Origin of the sequence: Caballeronia telluris, from assembly GCF_001544495.1 — a bacterium.
In the GTDB taxonomy this organism is placed as follows: domain Bacteria; phylum Pseudomonadota; class Gammaproteobacteria; order Burkholderiales; family Burkholderiaceae; genus Caballeronia; species Caballeronia telluris.
The window spans coordinates 100527-122703 of record NZ_FCNZ02000007.1 but is presented as its reverse complement, the minus strand read 5'-3'; the positions used below and the strand labels follow the sequence as shown (position 1 = coordinate 122703).

Below are 22177 nucleotides of genomic sequence, written 5' to 3'. Positions count from 1 at the left end.
CAGATTTGTAGCGTGTCATGCAACTCTCGCGACAGGAGAGACCGACGACCTAACAGTCGATCGTCCCCGCCAGCACAGCGATCCGAATCCCTCGCCACGACTTCCCGCGCGTCTTGCGTCACGGCACGCGCGCGGGGCCGGCGCGTTTGTCGAAGGCCGCAGCAGCGGCCGACCCAAGAGGCACTGCCATGGATCGCCGTCACTTTCTCTCCCTGTCCACGTTCTATACGGTCGTGGCCGCGACCGGCACGCTCGCCGCCTGCCATGGCGGCTCCGACGACAGCAACAGCGGCTCGCCCGTGCCTGCGCCGCCCGCGGGATCGTTCGCGTTCCCGCAGGGCGTCGCGAGCGGCGATCCGCGCGACACCTCCGCCGTCTTCTGGACGCGCTGCACGGGCACCGCCACGAACACGACGGCGGCCGTCTCGCTGCGCCTCGACGTCTCGGCGCAGGCGGACTTTTCGAATCCGGTCGCGAGCGTGCAATTGAGCGCGCTGCCCGACTACGACTTCACCGTGCGCACGAAAGTGACCGGCCTTGCCGCGAAGACGACTTACTACTATCGCTTCGTCGCCGGCAGCGACGTGAGTCCGATGGGCACGACGCGCACCGCGGCCGCCGCCAGCGAGGCGAATCCGCAGGTGCGGTTTGCGTGGTTCGTGTGCCAGAACTGGAACGCGAACCACTGGCAGGCGATGTCGCTGCTCGCGACCGAGACGGATCTCGACTTCGTCGTGCATCTGGGCGACTACATCTACGAGACGGCCGGCACGGCGCAGACAGTCGCCGTCGAACCGGCGCACGCCGCGATCACGCTGCCCGACGGCCTTGCGCTTCCGGCGGGCGGCACCTATGCGAACACGGTCAACGATTACCGCACGCTCTATCGCACGTATCGCGGCGATACGCGCCTTCAGGCGGTGCACGCACGCTTCCCGGTGATCGCGATCTGGGACGACCACGAATTTTCCGACGACTGCTGGCAGGACCACCAGACCTATACCAACGAAAACAAGCAGCAAACCGAGCGGCGGCGCAGCGCCAACCAGGCGTGGGCGGAATATCTGCCGGTCGACTGGGGTGACGTCTCGTTCGATCTGCGTAACGGCAACTACGACAATATCCGCATCTATCGCGATTTCCACTTCGGCTCGCTCATGCACCTCGTCATGACCGACGAGCGGCTCTACCGCGACGATCACGTGGTCAGCGAAGCCGCCGTCGCGCAGGCGCTCGGCCACGATCCCGTCAACGGCAGCGACCCGCAGGGCGCGCGCTACTTCGTGCCGCAGGCGGCGCTCCAGCAGTTCGAGGCGCTCGACACGCAGCGCCTCGGGCGCGTGCCGTCGATCCTCGGCCCGACGCAGACGCAATGGTGGAAGGACACGCTGAAGTCGTCGATTGCGACGTGGAAAGTGTGGGGCAACGAGGTGATGATGAATCGCCTGTGGATCGACCTGTCCGTCATCGCGCCGTCGAACAGCGGTGTGTTCGTGATCGACTGCGATTCGTGGGACGGCTATCCGAGCCACAAGGCGGACCTGCTTTCATTCGTGAAGACGCAGGCAATCGCGAACCTCGTCGCGATCACGGGCGACCTGCACGCGTTCCAGGCGGGCGTCGTGCGCGACGATCCGAATCCGTCGACGGGCACGCCGGTTCTCGTCGACCTGATGTCGGCGGGCATCAGCAGCACGTCGTTCTACGGCGAGGCGAAAGGGCAGACGGCGGGCACGCCGTTCGCCTCGCTAGTCGCTTCGCCGGAGGCGTTCGACGCGCTCCTCAAGCTCAACAATCCGGACCTCAAATACGCGGACCACGACGCGCAGGGCTACGCGTCCGCGACCGTGACGCCCGGGCAGTTCGTCGCGATCTTCAACAAGGTGAAGCCACTCAACGCGGACGGCAGCGCGCCGCAGGCGCCGCTCGCGAAGCGCACGCGCCTCACCGTCAACGCGGGCGCCGCGGGCACGTCGGCGGTGATCGTCGAAGACAACGTCTGAGCGTGCCCGGCGCGTTCACTTCACGCCGATCACCATCGAATCCGCCCCGACGAGCGGCTCGATGCGCACGTCCGAAAAGCCCGTTTCCTTCATCCATTCGCGGCATTGCGCGCCCGTGTAGTCGAAGCCGCCGGGCGTTTCGATCAGCATGTTCAGGCTCATGAGCAGGCCGAAGGCATTCTGGCGGCGCTCATCGTCGATGATCGCGTCGTAGACCACGAGGCAGCCGCCCGGCGGCAGCGCCGCATGACATTTCTTCAGCAGATCGAGCTTTTGCGGCAGCGCCCAGTCGTGCAGGATGTGGCCCATCACGAGGACGTCGGCGCCCGGGCAGGGATCGTGGAAAAAGTCGCCGGGATGAAAGCGCAGGCGATCCTGTAAGCCGTGCGCCGCGACGTATTCGTCGAACACCGGACCGGCGGCCGGCAAGTCGAAGCCGCCGCCGGTGAGATGCGGATGCGCGAGCGCGACCTGCACGGGCAGTGCGCCCTGCGCCGCGCCGATGTCGATGAACGTGCGATAGTCGCCCCACGGAAACTTCCGCGCGATCTCGCGCGCGGCGCCAAGGCTCACGCCGCTCATCGCCTGGAGAAAGCCGCGCAGCGACGCATCGTCGCGATAGATGGCCTCGAAGAGATTGCCGCCGTGCTTCGATTCGTTTTGCGGCAGGCCCGTCTTCAGCGCTTCGGTGAGCGATCCCCAGAACGGATAGAGCCGCGAGTTCGCCATTTCCAGCAGGCCGCCGACATAGCACGGCTTGGCCTTGTCGAGGAAAAGACCGGTGTCGGGCAGGTTGCTGTAGGTCGAACCTTCGCGCGCGAGCAGGTTCAGCGCGACGAGCGCATCGAGAAAATCCAGCGCCGATCGCGGGTGCAAACCGAGCGCGCCGGACAGCGCGGCCGCGTCGAGCGGACCTTTCGCGAGTTGCGTGAACACGCCGAGTTCGACCGCCGACAGCAGTGTCTTCGATGCCCAGAAGCCCATGCCGATCTGCAACAGCCGGTCGGGAGAAGGCGTATCGAGGTTGCCGGGCGCTTGCGCAGTGTCCATAAGTCATCCTTCGCTTAAATGTGATGAAACGTCAGGCGCGATAAGGCCGGTGAAAGGCCGCAGCTAACTCTAGGAGGCGCATCGCGCGCGTTCAAGGCACTTCTGTGCGCGGCCGCGCAGAGCGTCGCCGTCCAAGCGCAGGGAGACAAAGATGTGCGATAACGTCGAACGTGTTCATCGGAAGCGTTGCACGGCAAAGCGTTGCCGGCGGCGCACACTTCCTCTCACACACTGACCCACGTTCAAAGGAGAACGTCATGAACCGCTTCACTGGAAAAACAGTCCTCGTCACCGGCGGCAACAGCGGCATGGGCCTCGTCACTGCTCAGGCGTTCGCGGCAGAAGGCGCACGCGTCGTCATTACCGGACGCGATGCGGCCACGCTCGCGTCGGCCGAGGCCACGCTCGGCGCCGGCGCGATCGCGCTACGCAACGACGCAGGCTCGGTCGCCTCGGCCCGCGAACTGGCGAAGCAGCTCGCCGAAGCCAACGTCAAGCTCGATGCGGTCTTCATCAACGCGGGAATCGCGAAGCTCGCGCCGTTCGCGGACATCACGGAAGCGCTGTGGGACGAGACCTTCGACATCAACGTGAAGGGCGCGTTCTTCCAGATCCAGTCGCTCGTGCCGGTTTTGAACGAAGGGGCTTCGATCGTTCTGAACGGGTCGATCAACGCGCATATCGGCATGCCGACTTCGTCGGTGTATGCGGCGAGCAAGGGCGCGCTCATCACGTTCGCCAAGACGCTGTCGGCCGAACTGCTGCCGCGCGGCGTGCGCGTGAACGTGGTCAGCCCGGGCCCCGTTCGCACGCCGTTGCACGAAAAGCTCGGCCTCACCGACGACACCGCCGGGCAATTGCAAGCGCAGATTCCCCTCGGACGCTTCGGGCGCAGCATCGAAGTCGCGGCGACGGTGCTGCATCTGGCAGCGCCCGAGTCGGCGTTCATCGTCGGGACGGAGATCATCATCGACGGCGGCATGAGCCAGCTTTGATCGCCGGCACGCGGTAAGCGCTGGCTCGCTGCATCGTCCGGCATGTGACAATCGTCCGGTTGCCTTTCGGTATCCGCGAGCGAGGACACATGGACGAAGACGGCAAGCCAGCCGCCGCGAGCGAGCGCGACGCGCGCTTTCGGCGTTACGAGTCGACGGGCGAGGCGTCGATACGCGCGGAGCTCGAAGCGTCGTCGCCTGCGGACGACGAGACCTTCGCCAAGCGCGCGTGGCTCTTCCAGAAGGAGGAAGGGCGCCAGACCGAGCAGCGCCGGGCGATGGTCGCGTCGGCCGAGGCGGCGCACGACGCCGCCCGCGATGCGCGCGACTCCGCGCAGGCCGCGCGCCGGTCCGCGTTCTGGACGATGATCGCGGCGCTCGCCGCGACGGCGGGCGTGCTGGTCAACGCCGCGATCGCGCTCGGCTGGCTCGATTGGTTGAAGCGCGCGGCATAGCGAACGCGAACGCGTTCAGCGCTTGCCTGCGCGATGTCCGCTCACGACCGCGCCCGCGTCGCGCGCGAGCCCGAAGAGATCGGCGATTCCCACGAGCCCGATCACCGCGACGATCAGAAACGCCACGCTGAAGTCCGCCGGCGTGACCGACTGCGAATCGTGTCCGTGCAGCCATTGGGCGATCCGGAGCGCGATCGCGCCGGCCGCGACGCCGATCCCCATCGTCATTTGAAAGAGCGTGCTCGACAGCGCCGAGGCGCCGCTCATCTGCGCCTTCGGCACATCGGCGAAGCTGAGCGTGTTGAGCGCGGTGAACTGCAGCGAGCGCGCAAGCCCCGACAGAAACAGCACCACGACGATCACGCTTTTGGGCGTCGACGGCGAGAGCAGGCTCATCGCCGCGAGCGAGAGGGCCGCGAGCGTGCCGTTCACGATCAAAACCGAGCGAAAGCCGAAGCGGCGCATGACGGGCGTCGTGACGAGCTTCATCGAGAGGTTGCCCGCGAATACCGCGAGCGTGAGCAGGCCCGAGGCGAACGCGTCCATCCCGAAGCCCACCTGAAACATCAGCGGCAGCAAGAACGGCACCGCGCTGATCGAGATGCGAAAGAGCGAGCCGCCGCCCATCGCGACGGCGAACGTCTTCACCTTCAGCGCCGACAGTTCGACGACCGGCTCCTTCGCGCGCCGCAGATGCAGCCACGCGGCCACACCCGACACCGCGCCCACCGCGACGAGCACGCTCGTCTGTGTCCACGGCGTGTCGTTGCGGCCGATCAGTTCCATCGCGTAGAGGAGCGTCGTGCAGGCGAGGCCGCACAGCGCGAAGCCGGGCAGGTCGAAGCGGCGGCCGGCGTTTTCGCGCGTGTTGTCGAGATAGCGCAGCGCGACGAAGAGCCCGATGAGCCCGAGCGGCAGATTCAGATAGAAGATCCAGCGCCACGACGAATAAGTCGTGATGAAGCCGCCGAGCGGCGGGCCGATCACCGGCGCGACGAGCCCCGGCCAGGTGATGATCGCAATCGCCCGCATCAGGCCGTCCTTGGGCGTCGCGCGCAGGACGGCGAGGCGCCCGACCGGCACCATCATCGCGCCGCCGATGCCTTGCAGCACGCGCGCCGCGGCGAACGAATGCAGCGTGCCGGTCGTCGCGCAGAGCACGGAGGCGGCCGTGAACACGGCGATCGCGCTGCCGAACACCGTGCGCAAACCGAAGCGGTCCGCGGCCCAGCCGCTGATCGGGATGAAGACGGCGAGCGTCAGCAGATACGACGTGATGCCGAGGCTCATGTCGGCGGGATGCACGCCGAACGAGCGCGCCATCTGCGGCAGCGCGGTGGCGATGATCGTGCCGTCGAGGTTTTCCATGAAGAACGTCGCCGCGACGAGCGCGACGATGAGCGATCCGCTGGAACCGTGAGCGCGCGTGGCGTCGCTCGGACTGTCGGGGGCCTGCATCGGCTTGGGTCTCCATGTCGTCGTCGGGCCGGCTGCGCCAAGGCAATTGCAAGAGACATGCAAGAAACCCGCGCCGCGTGGCCGGCTGCCATTCTAGCGTCGAAGCAAAGCCGGCGTGGCTATGGTAGCTTCGGCCTTTGACTCGTCATTCCGGCAACGAACACAAGGAAAGCAAAGCAATGGAGTATCGGAAACTCGGCGCAAGCGGCATCGACGTGAGCCTGATCGGTCTCGGCACGATGACCTGGGGCGAGCAGAACACGGAAAGCGAGGCGCACGCGCAGATCGACTATGCGCTTGGCGAGGGCGTCAACCTGATCGATGCCGCCGAAATGTATCCCGTGCCGCCGCGTCCCGAGACGCAGGGCCGCACGGAGCAGTACATCGGCACCTGGCTCGGCGCCCATCGCGGCAAGCGCGACAAGATCGTGCTCGCGACGAAAATCGCGGGCCCGGCGCGCCAGCCGCACAATCCGCGTCACATCCGCGGCGCGGGCAACCAGTTCGACCGCGCGAACCTGACCGAAGCCGTCGACGGCAGCCTGAAGCGTCTGCAGACCGACTACATCGACCTGTACCAGTTGCACTGGCCCGACCGCAGCACGATGACCTTCGGGCGCCCGTCGTATCCGTATATCGACGACGAATACACGGTGCCGATCGACGAAACGCTCGCCGCGCTCGGCGATCTCGTGAACGCCGGCAAGATCCGCCACGTGGGCGTCTCGAACGAGACGCCGTGGGGCGTCGCACAGTTCCTCAACGCCGCCGACAAGCACGGGCTGCCGCGCATTGTCAGCATCCAGAATCCGTACAGCCTCGTGAATCGCACGTTCGAAACCGGGCTGTCGGAGTTCACCCACAAGGAGGGCGTCGGGCTGCTCGCGTATTCGCCGCTCGCGTTCGGCTGGCTCTCCGGCAAGTACGAAGGCGGTGCGCGGCCCGACGGCGCGCGCATCACGCTCTTCGAGCGGTTCCAGCGCTACAGCAAGCCGCAGGCGATCGCGGCCATCGACCGCTACAGCGCGCTCGCGCGGCGTCACGGACTCACGCCCGCGCAGCTCGCGCTCGCGTTCGTGAACAGCCGGCCGTTCACGACGAGCACGCTGATCGGCGCGACCACGCTCGCTCAGCTGAAGGAGAACATCGACAGCGTCGGCGTGAAACTGTCCGATGAAATCCTTGCCGACATCGACGCGCTGCACGAACAGCAGCCGAATCCGGCGCCTTGAGTATCATGGACCGCGCGGCGGCCGGATTGTCGATCCGACCGGCCGCGCGGTCCGCGCAACAGCGCCGCGCAAGACTCGCCTGATTCGCCGAAAACCCTTTTGCGGCAAGGCGTCCGACGTTTTCCGGTGCAGTGCCGTCTGCGAGGCACTACACTTGCTCGATTGTCCTGGTTGCCCGCTGTGGCGCCTGTCGTGCCTCAGCGCGCGCTCTTTCCAAGGAGTCGTCGCTCATGTCACAACCCTCCGCGAAGTCCCCCGCCGAACTGGATCAGCTTTGCATCAACACGATCCGCACCCTGTCGATGGACGCCGTGCAGAAGGCCAATTCCGGTCACCCGGGCACGCCGATGGCGCTCGCGCCCGTCGCCTACCACCTGTGGCAGAACCACCTGCGCTACGACCCGGACGATCCGACGTGGCCCAATCGCGACCGCTTCGTGCTGTCGGTCGGACACGCATCGATGCTGCTGTATTCGCTTTTGCATCTCGCGGGCGTGAAGGCCGTCGGCCGGGACGGCAAGCCGACCGGCGGGCCCGCTGTCTCGCTCGACGACATCAAGCAGTTCCGCCAGCTCGACAGCAACACGCCGGGCCACCCCGAATACCGCATGACGACCGGCGTCGAGACGACGACCGGGCCGCTCGGCCAGGGACTCGGCAACAGCGTCGGCATGGCGATGGCCGCGCGCTGGCGCGAGGCGCATTTCAACCAGCCGGACAACGCGCTCTTCGACTATCGCGTCTACGCGCTCTGTGGCGACGGCGACATGATGGAGGGCGTATCGCATGAAGCGGCGTCGCTCGCGGGCCACCTGCGGCTTTCGAACCTGATCTGGATTTACGACAGCAATCGCATCACGATCGAAGGGCACACCGATCTCGCGTACAGCGACGACGTCGAATCGCGTTTCAGGGGCTACAACTGGAACACGATGCACGTCGACGACGCCAACGACGAGGCCGCACTCGAAGCCGCGATCAACAACGCGAAGGCGACGACCGACCGGCCGACGCTGATCGTGGTGAAGAGCATCATCGGCTGGGGCGCGCCGAACAAGCAGGACACGGCGTCCGCGCATGGCGAGGCGCTCGGCGAGGAGGAAGTCAAGCTCGCGAAGCGCGCCTACGGCTGGCCGGAAGACGCGCAGTTCCTCGTGCCCGAGGGCGTGAAGGAGCGTTTCGCGGATGTGATGGGCGCGCGCGGCAAGCAGGCGCGCGACGAATGGGAAAAGCGCTTCAGCGAGTTCGGCAAGCAGTATCCGGATCTCGCGAAGCAGTTCAGCCTGATGCGCGAGTCGAAGCTGCCCGAAGACTGGGACGCCGACATCCCCGTTTTCGAGCCGGACGCGAAGGGCATCGCCACGCGCGAATCGTCGGGCAAGGTGCTCAACGCGATCGCGCAGCGCATTCCGTGGATGATCGGTGGCGCGGCGGACCTGTCGCCGTCGACGAAAACCAATCTCAAGTTCGAAGGCGCCGGCAGTTTCGAACACGACAGCTACGGCGGCAGGAACCTGCACTTCGGCATCCGCGAGCACGGCATGGGCGCGGTCGCCAACGGACTCGCGCTCTCGGACATGCGCCCCTACGCCTCCACGTTCCTGATTTTCAGCGACTACATGAAGCCGCCGATTCGCCTCTCCGCGATCATGGAGGTGCCGGTCATCTACGTGTTCACGCACGATTCGATCGGCGTCGGCGAGGACGGCCCGACCCACCAGCCGATCGAGCAACTCGCGTCGTTGCGCGGCGTGCCGGGACTCACGACGCTGCGTCCCGGCGACGCCAACGAAGTGAGCGAAGCATGGCGCGTCGCGCTGTCGCAGTCGCATGAGCCGTCCTGCATCGTCCTGACGCGCCAGCCGCTGCCGACTTTCGACCGCAAGAAATACGGGTCGGCGGAAGGCGTGAAGCGCGGCGCCTACGTGCTCGCCGACGCACCCGCCGGCAAGACGCCCGAAGTGCTGCTGCTCGCGACGGGCAGCGAAGTCTCGCTGTGCGTCGAGGCGTATGAAAAGCTCGCGGGCGAGGGCATCGCGGCGCGCGTGGTGTCGATGCCGTCGTGGGACATCTTCGAGAAGCAGGATCAGGCGTACAAGGACTCGGTGCTGCCGCCGGACGTGAACGCGCGGGTGGCGGTCGAGCAGGCGGCGACGCTCGGCTGGGATCGCTACACCGGCCGCCTCGGATCGCAGATCGTGATGCACACCTTCGGGGCGTCGGCGCCGCTGAAGGCGCTGCAGACCAAGTTCGGCTTCACGCCGGGGCGCGTCTACGAGGAAGCGAAGAAGCAGATCGAGCGGGTCAAATCCAGCGGCAAGAACGGCAAGGAGTGAGCCATCATGCAGATCGGCATCGTGGGGCTGGGACGGATGGGCGGCAACATCGGGCGACGGCTGATGCGCGGCGGCCATCGCTGCGTCGTCTACGATCACAATCCCGCAGCGACAGAGGCGCTTGCCGCGGAAGGCGCGACGGGCGCGAGCGATCTCGGCGATCTCGTCGGGAAGCTCGCCGCGCCGCGCGTGATCTGGCTGATGCTGCCGGCCGGCAAGATCACCGAGGATACGCTCACCGATCTGCACAAGCTGCTCGGCGCGGACGACATCGTGATCGACGGAGGCAACAGCTTCTATAAGGACGACATCCGGCGCGCGGCGCAGTTTCGCGAACTGGGCGTGCACTACGTCGACGTGGGGACGTCCGGCGGCGTGTGGGGTCTGGAGCGCGGCTACTGCATGATGATCGGCGGCGAGGAAGAGGCCGTGCGGCGCATCGATCCGATTCTATCGGTGCTCGCGCCGCATCGCGGTGACATTCCGCTCACGCCGGGCCGCGAAGGGCGTGATCCGCGGGTCGAGCAGGGGTACATGCATACCGGCCCGGTCGGGTCGGGACACTTCGTGAAGATGGTCCACAACGGCATCGAGTACGGGCTGATGCAGGCGTATGCGGAGGGGTTTCATATCCTCAAGCACAAGGCCTCGACGGACTTGCCGCCCGAGCAGCGCTATGACATCGATCTCGCGGACGTCGCCGAGGTGTGGCGGCGCGGCAGCGTGGTGTCGTCTTGGTTGCTCGACCTGACGGCGGGCGCGCTCGCGCAGGACGGCTCGCTCGATCATTTTTCGACCGAGGTCGCGGATAGCGGGGAAGGGCGCTGGACGATCGAGGCGGCCATCGAGGAAGCGGTGCCCGCGCAGGTCTTGTCGGCGGCTTTGTACACGCGCTTCAAGTCGCGCGACGCGGAAGCGTTTCCCGAGCGCCTGCTCTCCGCGATGCGCTTTGGCTTCGGCGGGCACAAGGAGTTTCCGGCGAAGTGACGGTTTGGTGCGGGCGGAAAAGGAGGCGGGCCGCGTCGGCGTGAACTGGCGCGGCCCGTTTCACTTCATCATCCGCCGCCGAAACAGCACTGCGCACACGAAAAAAGGCACGATCGCATACACGAGCAGCACGCCGACATGCAGTGCGACGTCCGTAACCGGCCGCCCGAGCATCGCCGGCCGGATCAGTTCGACCGCATGCGACAGCGGCAGCAGCCGCGTGATGTGCTGCGCGGCCGCGGGCAATTGCGTGACCGGAAAGAACACGCCGGAGAGCAGCAGCATCGGCGTGAGGGCGAGCGTCTGGTAGAACATGAAGAAATCGTAGTTCGGCGCGAGCGCGGTCACGATCATCGTGCTGCTCGCGAACGCGAGTCCCGTCAGCACGATGACGGGCAGCGCGATCAGCATCGACGGAAAGCTCGCGTAGCCGAACGCCGCCGCCACCAGCATGATCGCCACGCCGGAGAGCACCGACTTGCTCGCCGCCCAGACGATTTCGGCGAGCACGATGTCGCCGAGGGTGAGCGGCGTGTGCATGATCGCCTCCCACGTGCGCTGTATGTGCATGCGCGAAAAGCCCGAATACATCGACTCGAAACTCGCCGACATCATCACGCTCGACGCCACCGTGCCCGCCGCAAGGAACGCGATATACGAGACGCCGTCCACGCGCCCGACCATCAGGCCGAGGCCGAGTCCGAGGCCGAACAGGTAGATCATCGGATCGGCGAGATTGCCGAACATCGACGCAATCGCGAGCTTCTTCCACACCAGATAGTTGCGCCGCCAGACGGCGATCCAGTTGGTCGCGCTGGAAGGCATCGCCTGCGGACGGGCGTTCTGGCCGGCGCGTGCGGTCTGGTCGCGCTTGGCCGCCATGCGCGATGGGTCGTAAGTGTTCATGTGATCTTCGTTCCAGCCGGTCAATCCACCATCTCGCGCCCGGTCAGGCGCAGGAATACGTCTTCGAGATTCGCTGGCCGGTGCAGATAGCGCACGCCCGCGCGCCCCTTGACGCGCTGATGCACGGCCTGAGGATCGTCGACGTAACAAAAGAGCGTCTCGCCGCTCACTTCCATGCGCCCGACCAACGGCGCGAGTTCATCGCGCAGCGCAAGGGGATCGGGACCGTAGATCTCGATCACGTCGCAGCCGATCACCGATTCGACCAGTTCGTGCGGCCGGCCCTCGACGATCTTGCGGCCTTCCTCGATCACGCAAAGCCGGTCACACAGACGCTCGGCTTCCTCCATGAAATGCGTAGTGAGCAGGATGGTCTTGCCGCGCGACAGGAGCGAGCGCAACCGCTCCCAGATCATGTGGCGCGCCTGCGGATCGAGGCCCGTGGTCGGCTCGTCCAACACGAGCACGTCGGGATCGTTGACGAGCGCACGCGCAAGCGTCAGCCGGCGCTTCATGCCGCCCGACAGTTCGCCGACTCGCGCATCCGCCTTGGCTTCGAGCTTGGCGAATTCGAGCAGCGACGGCACGAGCGCCGCGATCTGCGCGTGCTTCATGCCGAAGTAGCGGCCGAAAACCAGCAGGTTCTCGCGGACGGTGAAGTCCGGATCTAGGTTGTCGAACTGCGGCACGACGCCCACGCGCCGACGAGCAAAACGCGCGCGCGCGGGAATCGGCTCGCCGACGAGCCGGATCGCACCCGCATCGGGCGAGGTGATGCCGAGCAGCATCTTGAGCGTCGTCGTCTTGCCCGCACCGTTCGGGCCGAGCAGGCCAAAGCATTCGCCCGGCTCGACATGAAACGACAGGCCGTCGACGACGGTCTTGTTTCCGTAGTGTTTCCTGACATCGCTGAAGTCGATCGCGCGGGGCGCCGGGTGCGAGCCGTCGCTTGATCCGCTCGATGCGTTCGATGAAATCGTTAAGGGTTCCAAAGCTGTCATGGTCGAAAAGGGCGGGCGAATTGGCGCGTCGAATCGGTCGTCGGTCTGTGAAGCGTCCACCGGAGAGCCGGGCCGGCTAGTGTAATCCATTGCACCATGGCGGCGCTCGATCCCGCCGATGCAGCTTCCGCGCCCGCGTCCGGTGCGCGAACGCGGCGCAGGGCGGGCCCGATCGCCGGCCGAAAAGACCAGCGCCTTGGCCGGTGCGGCTCGCGCGTTGCTGGCACGATGCGAGCTTGGGAGGCGCGTTCCATGCGTACCCATCGACGCTGCGCGTTAGCGTTTTCCATCGTTGCCGCGGGCGTAGCGACGCACCATCATGCAGACAGCACCGAACCTCATGCGGTCAGGGAGATCCATCATGGCGAGCTATCAGAAAATCCTCTTGTGCTACGACGGCACCCGCGAAGGCCGCAAGGCGTTGCGGCACGGCGCCAACCTCGCGCTTGAACTCAAGGCCGAGACGCACGTGCTCGCGGTGGTCGACATGCGCTCGTCGATCGCGCAGAGCGCGGGCCTGCTCACCGACATGGCCTGCGGACGGTTCGAGGACGCGGCGCGCGACATCCTGCAGGAAGGCGTCGACTGGCTGACCGAGCGCGGCCTGCAGGCGCAAGGGCATTTCGCGTTCGGACATCCGATCGACGAGATCGCCAACCTCGCAGAGAAGCTGAAGGTGGACCTCGTGGTGGTCGGGCATCGCTGCCGCAGCGGACTCGCGCGCTGGTGGATGGGCGCGGGCAACACGCCCTTGCTCGACCGCGTGTCGTGCAGCATCCTCGTGGCCGTGTGCCCGGCGGGTGAATCGGCCGAAGCCGAAGAAGACGCGGCTTACGCGGCCAAGCCGGTCAAGAGCGAAATCAGCGCATAGGCGGCGCGTGCGCCGTTTCGCCTCTCAACCGTTGAGATCCACCGCGACCAGTTTCCAGGTCACGAGCCCGTTGCGATGGAAGATCGCGGAATAACGGGCATCGCCCGCGCCGTGTTGGTAGGTGACCACGAAGGTGTCGAAGCTTCGATAACCCGCCGTGGTCTCCGGCGGCGGCTTCGGTGCCGCGGGCGCGGGCCCGGAAACGGGTGCGGCCGCGCTGGCCGACGTGCCGTCCGCGGCCGGGGGCGCTGGCGGACGTTCGCCCGGATTCCCTCGCGGCGGAATGCCGTTCAGAATCGCGGCGACCCCGTCCGGCGTCGCATACGAATCGACGAGCGGGCCGACTAGCGCCGCGCCGATCATCGCGCCGATGACCGCGAGCGGATTGCCGCTCTTCTGGATGTCGACACGCCGTGTGAGCAATTCCGCCACCTGCTGCTTGAGGCTCTCGCGCAAGGCCGGAAAATCGACGTATTCGTTCACGGTTTGAGCGTCGCGCACGTCGGCTGCGCGTTTGAGCCGATCCAGCGCGATATACGGCGATGCGTAGACGAAGCCGAGCGCGGCAACGACAACAAGCACGACGAGCGTGACGACAATAGCCTTGGTGGTGCGGGTCATACGATTGGACACCTTGCGTAACGTTGCGTCTGCTTATGGACCGCGCGAACGCAGGATTTATCCCGGAAGCGCAATCTCGGACGCCAACGCCACGCCACCGCCACGCCAATTACTCGATCAGGCGAAGAGTCCGCCCGCAATACCGGCGCGTTCTTCATCGATGCAGCGGTCGATCATCCGCGACACTTCGTCGATATTTCCAATCATGATCACGCGCGACTCGTCGCGGTAGACGCGCACCGGCGCGCGGCGTTCCGCCTCATGACGCACCGAAGCATTCAGCGACACGCGCGCGAATGCCGGCTGGCGCGACGGCAGCGCGGGCATCTCGTCGAAGAGTCCGGGCGCGGTGTCCGCCTGCGGCGCCTTGCAGGAGATCAACGAACGCAGATACCGCAGACGACCGAACTGGCGGAAAGGCAGCAAACGGGCAAAACGTTCCATGATGTTTCTCCTGGCGATAGGACGCACCGCGGCTCGCCGCGTATGCGACAGCCGTCAGATCGTTGATCGTTTCAAGAATGGCGTACCCGGACGCCCGGGCGGTGTTCACTATGTAATGCGCTAAACAAAGCGCCCGCTCAGAATTCGCCCGAGCGGATCAGGCCCACCGCGATGCCTTCGAGCGCGAATTCCGCGCTGCCCGACTTCACGAAGATGTTCTCGTAATCCGGATTTTCGGCGATCAGTTCGACGCCGTCGCGATGGCGCTTCCAGCGCTTCACGGTGACGTCGTCGCCGAGACGGGCAACCACGATCTGCCCGTCCTTCGCTTCGCTTTTCTTCTGCACCGCGAGCAGGTCGCCGTCGAAGATGCCGGCGTCACGCATCGAAAGGCCACGCACCTTCAACAGATAGTCGGGCTTGCTGGAAAAGAGCGCCGGGTCGAACGAATAGTGCTGGGAGATGTGCTCTTGCGCGAGAATCGGGCTGCCGGCGGCGACGCGGCCTACGAGCGGCAGCGACAACTGCATGATGCTCGGGTGCGGCAACGTAAACTGGTGCGGCGAATCTTCCAGGTTGGAGACGAGCCGGATGCCGCGCGAAGCGCCCGCCGCCAGTTCGATGACGCCCTTGCGCGCGAGCGCCCGCAGATGCTCCTCCGCCGAATTGGCTGAAGAAAAACCGAGCTCGGCGGCGATCTCGGCGCGCGTGGGCGGGAAGCCGGTGCGCTCGATCGCGCGCTGGATCAGTTCGAACACCTGCTGCTGCCGCGCGGTTAGTTTGTTTGTTTTGTTCACTGGCTCGGCCCCTTGGCGGACTGTATGGATGGACAGGTGACTGTATTTTTATACAGTATTTCGCGCTTTTCAAGCTTTACTTTAAGTTCGGCCACGGATTGGCCGTTCGGCCGACTATCGCGTGCGCCACCGCGCTGTCAAACTGCGAACAACGCTCGTTAGCACTTTTGCATCTTAAAGAATGAAGAACGATTATTTTTAATAATGAAGCCCCGCCGATAGACTGACTTCGTCAACTCAATAAGACGGAGAACGGGGAATGCATAGTCGGAATTCGGGTTTGGGCGCGCGCACGCGCGGGCTTTTCGCGGCGCTCGTGCTGGGCGCGGCGGCGGGCTTCGGCGCGATCGGGCAGGCGCACGCGGACACGGCGTTTCTCAACGTGTCCTACGATCCGACGCGCGAGTTGTATCAGGATTTCAATCAGGCGTTCGCGAAGAAGTGGAAGGCAGAGACGGGCGAATCGGTGACATTCAAGCAGTCGCACGGCGGCTCGGGCGGCCAGGCGCGCGCCGTGCTCGACGGCTTGCAGGCGGACGTCGTCACGCTCGCGCTCGCCTACGACATCGACGCGCTCGCGGGCAAGGGTCTCATCGATCAGAACTGGCAGAAGCGCTTGCCGGACAACGCGTCGCCGTACACGTCGACGATCGTTTTTCTCGTGAGGAAGGGCAATCCGAAGCAGATCAAGGACTGGAACGACCTGGCGAAACCCGGGGTATCGATCGTGACGCCGAATCCGAAGACCTCGGGCGGCGCGCGCTGGAACTATCTCGCGGCGTGGGCCTATGCGCAGCACCAGCCGGGCGGCAACGAGCAGAGCGCGAAGGAATTCGTGACGAAGCTCTATAAGAACGCGGGCGTGCTCGATTCGGGCGCGCGCGGCGCCACGACGAGTTTCGTGCAGCGCGGCCAGGGCGACGTGCTGATCGCGTGGGAAAACGAGGCGTTTCTGTCGCTGAAGGAATTCGGCGCGGACAAGTTCGAGATCGTCGTGCCTTCGGTGAGCATTCTGGCGGAGCCGCCGGTCGCCGTGGTCGACAAGGTCGTCGACAAGCACGGCACGCGCAAGCTGGCCGAAGCGTATCTGAAGTATCTGTACAGCGATGAAGGACAGGAGATCGCGGCGCGCAATTTCTATCGTCCGCGTTCGGCGAAAGTGCCGGCCGCGCTGACGAAGCAGTTCCCGAAGCTCAAGCTCTACACCGTCGACGATACGTTCGGCGGCTGGACCAAGGCGCAAAAGACCCATTTCGCCGATGGCGGCGTATTCGACTCGATCTATCAGCCGCAGTAAAAAGCAAAGGGGCGTCGCATGAGCGGCGCCCTTGCAGCATCGAAGCCAAGTATCGAAGACAAGCATCGAAGACAAGCGGCGCACATGACGACCGCGTATAAACACAAGCAGGGCAATGCGCCATACCCCGGCGCGCTGGAACAGGACGAATCAAGGATGACGACTTTCACTTTCCGCAAGCCGAGCGCGCTGCCCGGCTTCGGGCTGACACTCGGCATCACGGTGGCTTATCTGAGCCTCGTGGTGCTGATTCCGCTCGCGGCCACCTTCGCCAAGACCGCCACGCTCGACTGGGCGCAGTTCGTGCGCGCGGTGACGTCGCCGCGCGTGTTGGCTTCGTATCGGCTGACGTTTTCGGCGGCGCTCGGCGGCGCGCTCATCAACGCGGTGTTCGGTTTTCTGGTCGCGTGGGTGCTCGTGCGCTACACGTTCCCGTTCAAGCGCGTGGTCGACGCGGTCGTCGATCTGCCGTTCGCGCTGCCGACGTCGGTCGCGGGCATTTCGCTTGCCGCCGTCTACGCGGGCAACGGCTGGATCGGCCAGTATCTCGCGCCGCTCGGCATCAAGGTCGCGTTCACGCCGCTCGGGGTGCTGGTCGCGCTGACCTTCATCGGCCTGCCGTTCGTCGTGCGCACGGTGCAGCCGGTGCTCGAAGACTTCGAGCGCGAGCAGGAAGAAGCGGCCGCCTGCCTGGGCGCGACGCGCTGGCTCACGTTCAGGCGCGTCGTGCTGCCGTCGCTCCTGCCGGCGCTGCTCACGGGCTTCGCGCTCGCGTTCGCGCGCGCGCTCGGCGAATACGGCTCGGTGATCTTCATCGCGGGCAATGTGCCGATGAAGTCCGAAATCACGTCGCTCCTCATCATCACCAAGCTCGAACAGTACGACTATGCGGGCGCGACGTCGCTTGCGGTCGTCATGCTGTGCGTCTCGTTCCTGATGCTGCTCCTCATCAACACGCTGCAGTGGTTCCTCCAGCGCCGCACCAGCAAGACGGGCGCGGTGCCCGCCATCGCCGGATCGCTGCACGTGGAAGGGAGCAAGCCATGAGCACGCCGGGCCAGAAAGCGGCGCCGGCCATCGCGCCGTCGCGTGTCGTCGAACACAAGCTCGATCCCGTCACCGAATCGCGCGCGGTGCGCTACGCGCTCACGACGGTCGCGCTCGTCTTCCTCGCGCTCTTTCTCGTCGTGCCGCTCGCCGCCGTGTTCGTGCAGGCGTTCAGCAAGGGCGTCGATTATTACTTCGAGTCGCTGAAGGACCCGGACGCGTGGTCCGCGATCAAGCTCACGCTCATCACCGCCGCGATCGCCGTGCCGCTGAACGTGGTGTTCGGGCTCGCCGCCTCGTGGGCGATCGCGAAGTTCGAGTTTCGCGGCAAGGCGCTGCTCACGACGCTGATCGACTTGCCGTTCTCGGTGTCGCCGGTCATCTCGGGCTTGATCTACGTGCTGATGTTCGGCGCGCAGGGCTGGTTCGGCCCGTGGCTCGCCGCGCACGACGTGCAGATCATCTTCGCCGTGCCGGGCATCGTGCTCGCGACGATCTTCGTCACGTTCCCGTTCGTCGCGCGCGAGCTGATTCCGCTGATGCAGGCGCAAGGCAACGACGAGGAAGAAGCCGCGCACGTGCTCGGCGCATCGGGCTGGCAGATCTTCCGCCGTGTGACGCTGCCGAACGTGAAGTGGGGTCTGCTCTACGGCGTGATTCTCTGCAATGCACGCGCGATGGGCGAGTTCGGCGCGGTGTCGGTGGTGTCCGGCCACATCCGCGGACAGACCGACACCATGCCGCTGCACGTCGAGATCCTCTACAACGAATACAACTTTTCAGCGGCATTCGCGGTGGCGTCGCTGCTCGCGCTGCTTGCGCTCGTCACGCTCGCGCTCAAGCTGCTGGCGGAGCGCCGCATGTCGCAATCGATCGCGAAGACGCAGGACCTGCCGCACGAGGCGCCTGTCACGTCCATCCAGAACTGAAGGCACGGGAACATCATGAGCATCATCGTTCGGAATCTGCAAAAGCGCTTCGGCGACTTCACCGCGCTCGACAACGTCACGCTCGACTTTCCGGCGGGCGAACTCGTCGCGCTGCTCGGGCCTTCGGGCTGCGGCAAGACCACGCTCTTGCGCGTGATCGCGGGCCTCGAATACGCCGACGCCGGGCAGGTTGTGCTGCACGGCGAGGACGTCGCGGAAGTCGGCGCGCGCGAGCGCCAGGTCGGCTTCGTGTTCCAGCACTATGCGCTCTTTCGTCACATGACGGTGTTCGAGAACGTCGCGTTCGGGCTGCGCGTGAAGCCGCGCCGCGAACGGCCGACCGAAGCCGTGATCCGCGAGAAGGTGCATGAACTGCTCAAGCTCGTCCAGCTCGACTGGCTCGCCGAGCGCTTTCCGTCGGAACTCTCGGGCGGCCAGCGGCAGCGCATCGCGCTTGCGCGCGCGCTCGCGGTCGAGCCGAAGGTGCTGCTCCTCGACGAACCGTTCGGCGCGCTCGATGCCAAGGTGCGCAAGGAGCTGCGCAGCTGGCTGCGGCGCCTGCACGACGACCTGCACATCTCGACGATCTTCGTGACGCACGATCAGGAAGAGGCGCTCGAAGTGGCGGATCGCATCGTCGTGTTGAATCGCGGGCACGTCGAGCAGGTCGGCAGCCCGCAGGACGTCTACGATCATCCGCAGACGTCGTTCGTCTACGAGTTCCTCGGTGCGGCCAACCGGCTGAAGGGCAACGTCGATGCGGCCGGTTTCGTCGCGCAGGGCGCCGCCCAGCCGATCGCCGCCGAAGCGAACTTCGCCGGTCCCGCGCTCGCCTACGTGCGTCCGCACGACCTCACGCTTTATCCGACGCAGTCGGGCCATCGCGACGGCATCGTCGTCGACGTGCGGCGGGTCGTGACGCTTGGCGGCTCGGTGCGCATCGAGCTGGAAGGCAGCGAGGGCAACGTGCTCGAAGCGGAACTCGACCGCGAGACGTGGCGCGAACTGAACCTGAATATCGGCGATGGCGTGACGGCCGTGCCGCGCGTGCTGCGCGTGTTTCCGGCGCAGTGACATCCAAAAAGAGAGGCTGACATGAACTTCCAGCAACTGCGCTTCGTGCGCGAGGCCGTGCGCCAGAACATGAACCTGACCGAGGTCGCCAATGTGCTGTACACGTCGCAGTCGGGCGTGTCGAAGCAGATCAAGGATCTCGAGGACGAACTCGGCGTCGATATTTTCATCCGGCGCGGCAAGCGGCTGACGGGGCTCACCGAGCCGGGCAAGGCCGTGCATCAGCTGATCGAGCGGATGCTGCTGGATGCCGAGAACCTGCGCCGCGTCGCGCGCCAGTTCGCGGATCAGGACAACGGGCATCTCGTCGTCGCGACGACGCACACGCAGGCGCGCTACGCGTTGCCGAAGGTGATCCGCCAGTTCACCGAGGTCTTTCCGAAGGTGCATCTCGCGCTGCGCCAGGGCAGCCCGCAACAGATCGCGCAGATGATCATCAACGGCGAGGCGGACATCGGCATCTCGACCGAGGCGCTCGACCGCTATCCCGACATCATCACGTTTCCGTGCTATTCGTGGCATCACACGGTGGTGGTGCCGAAGGATCATCCGCTCGTCGGGCGCGAGAACATCACGCTGGAGGAGATTGCGGAATACCCGATCGTCACTTACGACAACGACTTCACCGGCCGCTCGCACGTCGATCAGGCGTTCGCCAAGGCGGGCGCGATGCCCGACGTCGTGCTGACCGCCATCGACGCCGACGTGATCAAGACGTATGTGGAACTCGGGATGGGCATCGGCATCGTGGCGGCGATGGCCTACGACGCGAAGCGCGATACCGAACTCGTCGCGCTCGATACACAGCATCTGTTCGAGGCCAGCACGACGCGCGTCGGATTGAGGAAGGGCGCTTTTCTGCGCGCGTATGCGTATCGGCTGATCGAAATGTTTGCGCCGCAACTCGACGAAGCGGAGATCGCGAGCCAGTTGCGGGAAGTGGCCTGAAAGCCGGTGGCGCCTGTGTAAAATCGCGCCATGAACACCCCAAACGAATCCTTACCGCGGATCGCGGTTCTTGCCACCGGCGGCACCATCGCGGGGCAGGCCGGCGATGCGTCGAAAACCGCGGGCTACAAGGCGGGCGTCGTCGGCGTCGACAAACTGCTGGAAGCCGTTCCCGCGCTCTCGCAAGTCGCGCGCATCCACGCGGAGCAGGTGGCGAGCATCGACAGCAAGGACATGAGCATCGCCCTGTGGGTGACGCTCGCGGCGCGCATCAACGAACTGCTCGTCACCGATCATATCGACGGCGTCGTCATCACGCATGGCACGGATACGCTCGAAGAAACGGCCTACCTGCTGCATCTCACGGTCAAAAGCGACAAGCCCGTCGTACTGACCGCCGCGATGCGCCCGTCGAGCGCGCTCTCCGCCGACGGTCCGCTGAACTTGCTCAACGCCGTGACGGTCGCCGCGCACGCGAGCGCCGCGAAGCAGGGCGTGCTCGTCGCGTTCAACAACCAGATCCATTGCGCGCGCGACGTCACGAAGACGAGCACCTACGCCGTCGATGCGTTCCGCTCGCCTGAAATCGGCGCGCTCGGCTGGGTGCAGGACGGGCGCGTCGAGTTTCAGCGGAAGGCGTTGCGCCGTCATACCTCGCAAAGTCAATTCGATCTACGCAACGCGCTTCCCGCCGTCGAGATCGTCGCGAGCTACGCGGGCGCGTCGCGTGCGGCGATCGACGCATTCGTCGCGACGGGCGTCAAGGGACTCGTGATCGCGGGAACGGGCAACGGCTCGATCCACGCGAGCCTGCATCAGGCGCTCGCGGATGCGACGAAAAAGGGCGTCGCGGTGGTGCGCTCGTCGCGCGTCGGGTCGGGGCACGTGATGCGCAACGGCGCGGCCTCCGACGATTCGCTCGGCTCCGTGAGCGCCGGCACGCTCAATCCATACAAGGCGCGCGTGCTGCTGATGCTCGCGCTCGCAGCCGGCATCACCGATCCCGGCGCGATTCAGCAGATATTCGATACCTACTGACACGCATGGACGAAAAAAAACGCGAACCGAGGTTCGCGTTTTTTCACCGGAATGCGCTTTCAGGCAGCGGCGGGAATGCGCAGTACCTGTCCCGGGTAAATCTTGTCCGGGCTCTTCAGCATCGGCTTGTTCGCCTCGAAGATCAGATCGTTCTTCGCGCCGTTGCCATAGTACTTCTCTGCGATCTTCCACAGGTTGTCGCCCGACACCACCGTATGGAACTGCGATTCGGGCGCCGGATTCGGCACCGTCAGTTTGTCGTCGACCTTGTCGACGTGCTGCACGTTGCCCGCCGCGACCAGGATCTTCTCCTTGGTCGCCTGGTCGGCCGCTTCGCCCGATACCGTCACCGTATGCGACGCGCCGTCGTACGCGACCTGCAGGTTGTCGGCGTTCAGGCCCTGCGAGCGGATGTAGGCGGCGATGGCGTCGCCGGCCTTCTGATTGAGCGCCGCGACATCGACGGGAGCGGCCGCGGGCGCCGCCGCAGCCGGCGTGGACACCGCCCCGAACAGCTTTTCGCCTGCATCCTTGATAAAACTGAGAATACCCATTGTTCAACTCCTTAAGTGACGACATGAACCACAGTTGGACCGCTCGCGAAGTCTAGGCAAATTAGTCGCGCGTGCCACCAGATAGTTCTGAGAATCGTCGACGGAAAGAGCGAAAACGAAAAAGGCCGGACCGG

21 protein-coding genes are annotated in these 22177 nt (G+C 65.5%); 13 read left to right on the top strand and 8 right to left on the bottom strand.

Features of this window, described 5'->3' with window-relative positions; all coding sequences use genetic code 11:
- Positions 1-188 precede the first annotated feature (188 nt).
- Positions 189-2003, top strand: coding sequence for an alkaline phosphatase D family protein (locus tag AWB66_RS11220; RefSeq protein WP_087630372.1), 1815 nt, complete (start codon positions 189-191; stop codon positions 2001-2003).
- Positions 2004-2018: 15 nt separating this feature from the next.
- On the opposite strand, the gene AWB66_RS11215 is transcribed toward AWB66_RS11220, so the two are convergent.
- The gene (locus AWB66_RS11215; protein WP_087630371.1) at positions 2019-3053 is read right to left on the bottom strand and encodes a methyltransferase; all 1035 of its coding nucleotides are present in this window, start codon (positions 3051-3053) and stop codon (positions 2019-2021) included.
- 257 nt (positions 3054-3310) lie between these two features.
- Between AWB66_RS11215 and AWB66_RS11210 the strand changes: the two genes are divergently transcribed.
- Positions 3311-4048 (top strand): SDR family oxidoreductase, encoded by a 738-nt coding sequence (locus AWB66_RS11210; protein WP_087630370.1) that lies wholly within the window; start codon positions 3311-3313, stop codon positions 4046-4048.
- Between the two features lie 89 nt (positions 4049-4137).
- Positions 4138-4503, top strand: coding sequence for a hypothetical protein (locus tag AWB66_RS11205; protein WP_087630369.1), 366 nt, complete (start codon positions 4138-4140; stop codon positions 4501-4503).
- 15 nt (positions 4504-4518) lie between these two features.
- On the opposite strand, the gene AWB66_RS11200 is transcribed toward AWB66_RS11205, so the two are convergent.
- Positions 4519-5961, bottom strand: coding sequence for an MFS transporter (locus AWB66_RS11200; protein ID WP_087630368.1), 1443 nt, complete (start codon positions 5959-5961; stop codon positions 4519-4521).
- 179 nt (positions 5962-6140) lie between these two features.
- On the opposite strand from AWB66_RS11200, the gene AWB66_RS11195 reads away from it, so the two are divergent.
- The 3 genes from AWB66_RS11195 to gnd all read left to right on the top strand — a co-directional run bounded on the left by AWB66_RS11195 (position 6141) and on the right by gnd (position 10516).
- On the top strand, positions 6141-7193 hold the full coding sequence (locus AWB66_RS11195; RefSeq protein ID WP_087630367.1) for an NADP(H)-dependent aldo-keto reductase: 1053 nt from the start codon (positions 6141-6143) through the stop codon (positions 7191-7193).
- Positions 7194-7423: 230 nt separating this feature from the next.
- Positions 7424-9529 carry a transketolase gene (tkt, locus tag AWB66_RS11190; RefSeq protein WP_087630366.1) on the top strand — a complete coding sequence of 702 codons (2106 nt, stop codon included), beginning with the start codon at positions 7424-7426 and terminating at the stop codon, positions 9527-9529.
- Between the two features lie 6 nt (positions 9530-9535).
- Positions 9536-10516 (top strand): phosphogluconate dehydrogenase (NAD(+)-dependent, decarboxylating), encoded by a 981-nt coding sequence (gnd, locus tag AWB66_RS11185; RefSeq protein ID WP_087630365.1) that lies wholly within the window; start codon positions 9536-9538, stop codon positions 10514-10516.
- A gap of 60 nt (positions 10517-10576) precedes the next feature.
- Here gnd and AWB66_RS11180 read toward each other — a convergent pair whose 3' ends face one another.
- Complete coding sequence (locus AWB66_RS11180; protein ID WP_407642280.1) at positions 10577-11398, bottom strand: ABC transporter permease; 822 nt, start codon at positions 11396-11398, stop codon at positions 10577-10579.
- Between the two features lie 44 nt (positions 11399-11442).
- The gene (gene nodI / locus AWB66_RS11175; RefSeq protein WP_087630490.1) at positions 11443-12423 is read right to left on the bottom strand and encodes a nodulation factor ABC transporter ATP-binding protein NodI; all 981 of its coding nucleotides are present in this window, start codon (positions 12421-12423) and stop codon (positions 11443-11445) included.
- A 361-nt stretch (positions 12424-12784) separates the two neighbouring features.
- On the opposite strand from nodI, the gene AWB66_RS11170 reads away from it, so the two are divergent.
- Entirely contained in the window at positions 12785-13294 is a 510-nt protein-coding gene (locus AWB66_RS11170) for a universal stress protein (protein ID WP_087630363.1), read from the top strand.
- Positions 13295-13318: 24 nt separating this feature from the next.
- Here the strand turns inward: AWB66_RS11170 and AWB66_RS11165 are convergent, their stop codons facing one another.
- The 3 genes from AWB66_RS11165 to lexA all read right to left on the bottom strand — a co-directional run bounded on the left by AWB66_RS11165 (position 13319) and on the right by lexA (position 15156).
- Positions 13319-13915: a DUF2939 domain-containing protein gene (locus AWB66_RS11165; RefSeq protein ID WP_087630362.1), complete on the bottom strand. Its 597-nt coding sequence runs from the start codon at positions 13913-13915 to the stop codon at positions 13319-13321.
- Positions 13916-14032: 117 nt separating this feature from the next.
- Positions 14033-14359, bottom strand: coding sequence for a hypothetical protein (locus AWB66_RS11160; protein ID WP_087630361.1), 327 nt, complete (start codon positions 14357-14359; stop codon positions 14033-14035).
- Positions 14360-14496: 137 nt separating this feature from the next.
- Positions 14497-15156: a transcriptional repressor LexA gene (gene lexA / locus AWB66_RS11155; protein ID WP_087630360.1), complete on the bottom strand. Its 660-nt coding sequence runs from the start codon at positions 15154-15156 to the stop codon at positions 14497-14499.
- Between the two features lie 259 nt (positions 15157-15415).
- Here lexA and AWB66_RS11150 point away from each other — a divergent pair, with 259 nt between their 5' ends.
- From AWB66_RS11150 to AWB66_RS11125, 6 genes are all read left to right on the top strand, one after another.
- Positions 15416-16453 (top strand): sulfate ABC transporter substrate-binding protein, encoded by a 1038-nt coding sequence (locus AWB66_RS11150; RefSeq protein ID WP_087630359.1) that lies wholly within the window; start codon positions 15416-15418, stop codon positions 16451-16453.
- 156 nt (positions 16454-16609) lie between these two features.
- Positions 16610-17500 (top strand): sulfate ABC transporter permease subunit CysT, encoded by an 891-nt coding sequence (cysT, locus tag AWB66_RS11145; protein WP_087630489.1) that lies wholly within the window; start codon positions 16610-16612, stop codon positions 17498-17500.
- Positions 17497-18429 (top strand): sulfate ABC transporter permease subunit CysW, encoded by a 933-nt coding sequence (gene cysW / locus AWB66_RS11140; RefSeq protein ID WP_200818969.1) that lies wholly within the window; start codon positions 17497-17499, stop codon positions 18427-18429. Before cysT ends, cysW begins: the two co-directional genes overlap by 4 nt.
- A 15-nt stretch (positions 18430-18444) precedes the next feature.
- Entirely contained in the window at positions 18445-19503 is a 1059-nt protein-coding gene (locus AWB66_RS11135; RefSeq protein WP_087630358.1) for a sulfate/molybdate ABC transporter ATP-binding protein, read from the top strand.
- Between the two features lie 21 nt (positions 19504-19524).
- The gene (locus AWB66_RS11130) at positions 19525-20451 is read left to right on the top strand and encodes a CysB family HTH-type transcriptional regulator (RefSeq protein ID WP_087630357.1); all 927 of its coding nucleotides are present in this window, start codon (positions 19525-19527) and stop codon (positions 20449-20451) included.
- A 30-nt stretch (positions 20452-20481) separates the two neighbouring features.
- Positions 20482-21489 (top strand): asparaginase, encoded by a 1008-nt coding sequence (locus AWB66_RS11125; RefSeq protein ID WP_087630356.1) that lies wholly within the window; start codon positions 20482-20484, stop codon positions 21487-21489.
- Between the two features lie 59 nt (positions 21490-21548).
- On the opposite strand, the gene lysM is transcribed toward AWB66_RS11125, so the two are convergent.
- Complete coding sequence (lysM, locus tag AWB66_RS11120) at positions 21549-22043, bottom strand: peptidoglycan-binding protein LysM (RefSeq protein ID WP_087630355.1); 495 nt, start codon at positions 22041-22043, stop codon at positions 21549-21551.
- Between the last annotated feature and the right edge of the window lie 134 nt (positions 22044-22177).

Bases quoted from the DNA above. Each gene is read 5' to 3' on its own strand.
- AWB66_RS11200 (WP_087630368.1), bottom strand. From the start codon at position 5,961: ATGCAGGCCCCCGACAGTCCGAGCGACGCCACGCGCGCTCACGGTTCC.
- gnd (WP_087630365.1), top strand. From the start codon at position 9,536: ATGCAGATCGGCATCGTGGGGCTGGGACGGATGGGCGGCAACATCGGG.
- AWB66_RS11195 (WP_087630367.1), top strand. From the start codon at position 6,141: ATGGAGTATCGGAAACTCGGCGCAAGCGGCATCGACGTGAGCCTGATC.
- AWB66_RS11215 (WP_087630371.1), bottom strand. From the start codon at position 3,053: ATGGACACTGCGCAAGCGCCCGGCAACCTCGATACGCCTTCTCCCGAC.
- AWB66_RS11170 (WP_087630363.1), top strand. From the start codon at position 12,785: ATGGCGAGCTATCAGAAAATCCTCTTGTGCTACGACGGCACCCGCGAA.
- AWB66_RS11160 (WP_087630361.1), bottom strand. From the start codon at position 14,359: ATGGAACGTTTTGCCCGTTTGCTGCCTTTCCGCCAGTTCGGTCGTCTG.
- AWB66_RS11210 (WP_087630370.1), top strand. From the start codon at position 3,311: ATGAACCGCTTCACTGGAAAAACAGTCCTCGTCACCGGCGGCAACAGC.
- AWB66_RS11130 (WP_087630357.1), top strand. From the start codon at position 19,525: ATGAACTTCCAGCAACTGCGCTTCGTGCGCGAGGCCGTGCGCCAGAAC.
- nodI (WP_087630490.1), bottom strand. From the start codon at position 12,423: ATGACAGCTTTGGAACCCTTAACGATTTCATCGAACGCATCGAGCGGA.
- AWB66_RS11125 (WP_087630356.1), top strand. From the start codon at position 20,482: ATGAACACCCCAAACGAATCCTTACCGCGGATCGCGGTTCTTGCCACC.
- lysM (WP_087630355.1), bottom strand. From the start codon at position 22,043: ATGGGTATTCTCAGTTTTATCAAGGATGCAGGCGAAAAGCTGTTCGGG.
- AWB66_RS11135 (WP_087630358.1), top strand. From the start codon at position 18,445: ATGAGCATCATCGTTCGGAATCTGCAAAAGCGCTTCGGCGACTTCACC.
- AWB66_RS11220 (WP_087630372.1), top strand. From the start codon at position 189: ATGGATCGCCGTCACTTTCTCTCCCTGTCCACGTTCTATACGGTCGTG.
- cysT (WP_087630489.1), top strand. From the start codon at position 16,610: ATGACGACTTTCACTTTCCGCAAGCCGAGCGCGCTGCCCGGCTTCGGG.
- AWB66_RS11150 (WP_087630359.1), top strand. From the start codon at position 15,416: ATGCATAGTCGGAATTCGGGTTTGGGCGCGCGCACGCGCGGGCTTTTC.
- tkt (WP_087630366.1), top strand. From the start codon at position 7,424: ATGTCACAACCCTCCGCGAAGTCCCCCGCCGAACTGGATCAGCTTTGC.
- AWB66_RS11205 (WP_087630369.1), top strand. From the start codon at position 4,138: ATGGACGAAGACGGCAAGCCAGCCGCCGCGAGCGAGCGCGACGCGCGC.
- AWB66_RS11180 (WP_407642280.1), bottom strand. From the start codon at position 11,398: ATGGCGGCCAAGCGCGACCAGACCGCACGCGCCGGCCAGAACGCCCGT.
- AWB66_RS11165 (WP_087630362.1), bottom strand. From the start codon at position 13,915: ATGACCCGCACCACCAAGGCTATTGTCGTCACGCTCGTCGTGCTTGTT.
- cysW (WP_200818969.1), top strand. From the start codon at position 17,497: ATGAGCACGCCGGGCCAGAAAGCGGCGCCGGCCATCGCGCCGTCGCGT.